The sequence below is a fragment of the Curtobacterium sp. B8 genome (assembly GCF_000333315.1).
GTDB classification, from domain to species: Bacteria; Actinomycetota; Actinomycetes; order Actinomycetales; family Microbacteriaceae; genus Curtobacterium; species Curtobacterium luteum.
The window spans coordinates 1-2,725 of the sequence record NZ_BACW01000247.1; the positions used below are offsets into that span (position 1 = coordinate 1).

General features: G+C 69.4%; 4 protein-coding genes. 2 read left to right on the plus strand and 2 right to left on the minus strand.

Going from position 1 to position 2,725, the window contains the following annotated elements; translation table 11 throughout:
• On the plus strand, window positions 1-1,071 hold a 1,071-nt coding region (locus I59_RS06095; RefSeq protein ID WP_022903103.1), incomplete at its 5' end, for an AMP-binding protein.
• A 78-nt stretch (window positions 1,072-1,149) separates the two neighbouring features.
• Here I59_RS06095 and I59_RS06100 read toward each other — a convergent pair.
• Window positions 1,150-1,611, minus strand: coding sequence for a RidA family protein (locus I59_RS06100; RefSeq protein WP_022903104.1), 462 nt, complete (start codon window positions 1,609-1,611; stop codon window positions 1,150-1,152).
• On the minus strand, window positions 1,608-1,766 hold the full coding sequence (locus I59_RS22670; protein ID WP_022903105.1) for a hypothetical protein: 159 nt from the start codon (window positions 1,764-1,766) through the stop codon (window positions 1,608-1,610). The genes I59_RS06100 and I59_RS22670 overlap by 4 nt, the downstream gene beginning before the upstream one ends.
• A gap of 50 nt (window positions 1,767-1,816) precedes the next feature.
• Here I59_RS22670 and I59_RS06110 point away from each other — a divergent pair, with 50 nt between their 5' ends.
• Window positions 1,817-2,722 carry a biosynthetic peptidoglycan transglycosylase gene (locus I59_RS06110; protein WP_261976530.1) on the plus strand — a complete coding sequence of 302 codons (906 nt, stop codon included), beginning with the start codon at window positions 1,817-1,819 and terminating at the stop codon, window positions 2,720-2,722.
• The last annotated feature ends 3 nt before the right edge of the window (window positions 2,723-2,725 follow it).

The window sequence follows — 2,725 nt, forward strand, 5'->3', positions numbered from 1 at the left end:
ACGTGTTCGACATGCCCCGGAGAAGACGTCTACTGGTGCACGGCGGACATCGGCTGGATCACCGGGCACTCGTACGTCGTCTACGGCCCGCTGTCGAACGGCGTCACCCAGGTCCTCTACGAGGGCACGCCGGACGAGCCGGAGCCCGGCCGCTGGTGGGACCTCGTCGACTCGTACGGCGTGACCGTCCTCTACACGGCACCCACGGCCGTGCGCGCGGCGATGAAGGCCGGCCGGCAGGTCCCCGAGGCCAGGAGCCTGGAGACCCTGCGCCTCCTCGGGAGCGTCGGTGAGCCGATCAACCCCGAGGCCTGGCAGTGGTACCGGCAGGTGATCGGCCACGACCGCACACCGATCGTCGACACGTGGTGGCAGACCGAGACCGGCGCGATCATGATCTCCGCACTCCCCGGCGTCACGAAGCTCAAGCCCGGCGCCGCGCAGACCCCGTTGCCCGGCATCACGGCCGAGATCGTCGACGAGGACGGCCGACGGGTCGACCCCGGCGAGGGCGGCTACCTCACGATCGCCGACCCGTGGCCGTCGATGGCGCGCGGCATCTGGAACGACCCCGACCGTTTCGTCGAGACCTACTGGTCGCGGTTCCCCGGCCGCTACTTCGCCGGCGACGGAGCGCGGCTCGACGGCCAGGGCGACATCTGGGTGCAGGGGCGCGTCGACGACGTCATGAACGTGTCCGGCCACCGTCTGTCGACCGCCGAGATCGAGTCGGCCCTCGTGGGACACGAGGGCGTCGCCGAGGCCGCGGTCGTCGGCGCCGCCGACGAGACCACCGGGCAGGCGGTCGTCGCGTTCGTGATCCTGACCGCGGAGGCCGCGGAGGGCGTCGACCGCGACGCCACCGCGAAGGAGCTCCGCGACTGGGTCGGCAAGCGCATCGGCGCGATCGCGAAGCCGCGGCAGGTGGTGATCGTCCCGGAGCTGCCGAAGACGCGCTCGGGCAAGATCATGCGGCGTCTGCTCCGCGACGCGGCCGAGGGCCGCCGCATCGGCGACACGACCACGCTCGCCGACCCGACGATCATGGCGACCATCGCGGAACTCATGTAGCAGGAACGACGCGAGCCGCGCCTCCCGGCGGACCTGCCTGGAGGCGCGGCTCGCGTGACGTGCGCCGCTGACGGTCCGTCAGTCGGTCAGCTCCACCACCAGCTCGACCTCGACCGGCGCGTCCAGCGGCAGGACCGCGACGCCCACCGCGCTGCGCGCGTGGACGCCGGCGTCGCCGAAGACCTCGCCGACGAGCGTGGAGGCGCCGTTCGCGACGGCCGGCTGCCCCGTGAAGGACGGGTCCGACGCGACGAAGACCGTCACCTTGACGACGCGTGCGACGCGGTCGAGCGAGCCGGCGACCGACTCGACGGCCGCGAGCGCGTTGAGCGCCGCCGTCCGGGCCTGGCCGGCGGCGGTCTCCGGGTCGACACCGGCACCGACCTTGCCCGTGACCGACAGCGCGCCGTCGACGAAGGGCAGCTGACCGGCGGTGTACACGTACCGGCCGGTCATGACCGCCGGTACGTAGGCAGCGACCGGGGCCGCGACGGACGGGATCGCGAGTCCGAGCTCGGCGAGACGGTCCGCGACGGTCATGCGTCGGCCTTGGGACGCTTGAGGTAGGCGACGAGTCCGCCCTCGGGACCGGTGACGACCTGGACGAGTTCCCAGCCCTCGTCGCCGAAGTTGTTGAGGATCGCCGTGGTGTTGTGGATGATCAACGGCGTCGTGAGGTATTCCCAGCGGCTCATGCGGTTCCTTGCCAGCCTTTCAGTCGGCGGTGTCGTTTAGGCTGCATCCTATGTCTGCCCAGAAGACGTCTGCTTCGCGGACCAAACCAGTCTCCGCAGTCGGTGCCTTCATCGGATTCGTCGGCTTCAGCGTGCTCGCTGGCCTCCTCGTGACGATCGGTGTGACGCCTGCGATCGCGGTGGCCGGTGTGACCACGACCTCGACGATCGGCGTCTTCGAGTCGCTCCCGGAGTACATCGAGATCGGTGACCTCCCGCAGCGCAACGAGCTCTACGCCTACCAGGGCGGCAAGAGCGTGCACTTCGCGACGGTGTACGACCAGAACCGTCAGGAACTCAAGTTCGACCAGATCAGCGACAACCTGAAGAACGCTGCCATCGACGGCGAGGACAAGCGGTTCTTCGAGCACGGCGGCGTCGACATGACGTCGCTCGTCCGCGCGGGGGTCGGCAGCCTCGCCGGCGGTCTGGGCGAGTCTGGCGGCGGGTCGACGCTGACCATGCAGCTGGTCCGCAACATCAAGATGCAGCAGGCGCTCGAACTCCCGACCGAGAAGGCGCGCCTCAAGGCCTACAACGCGGCCACCGAGACGAGCATCCCCCGCAAGCTCGAGGAGATGAAGCTCGCCATCGGGCTTGCGAAGAAGTACTCCAAGAAGGACATCCTCACCGCCTACCTGAACATCGCCTACTTCGGCGACCAGACCTACGGCGTGCAGGCGGCGGCGCAGCACTACTTCAACAAGTCGGCGACCGAGCTGACCCCGGCCGAGGCGGCCTCGATCCTCGCGATCGTGCAGTCGCCGAACACGCGCAACCTCTCGACGCCGAAGAACTACGACGCCAACGTCGCTCGTCGCAACGTCATCCTCCGCTCGATGTACGCGCAGAAGCACATCACCGAGGACGAGTACCGCAAGGCGCGGCTGAGCAAGCGGCCGACTACGTGCACCTGACCC

Coding starts and splice junctions, on each gene's coding strand:
- I59_RS06100 (WP_022903104.1), bottom strand. CDS start 1,611: ATGACCGTCGCGGACCGTCTCGCCGAGCTCGGACTCGCGATCCCGTCC.
- I59_RS22670 (WP_022903105.1), bottom strand. CDS start 1,766: ATGAGCCGCTGGGAATACCTCACGACGCCGTTGATCATCCACAACACC.
- I59_RS06110 (WP_261976530.1), top strand. CDS start 1,817: ATGTCTGCCCAGAAGACGTCTGCTTCGCGGACCAAACCAGTCTCCGCA.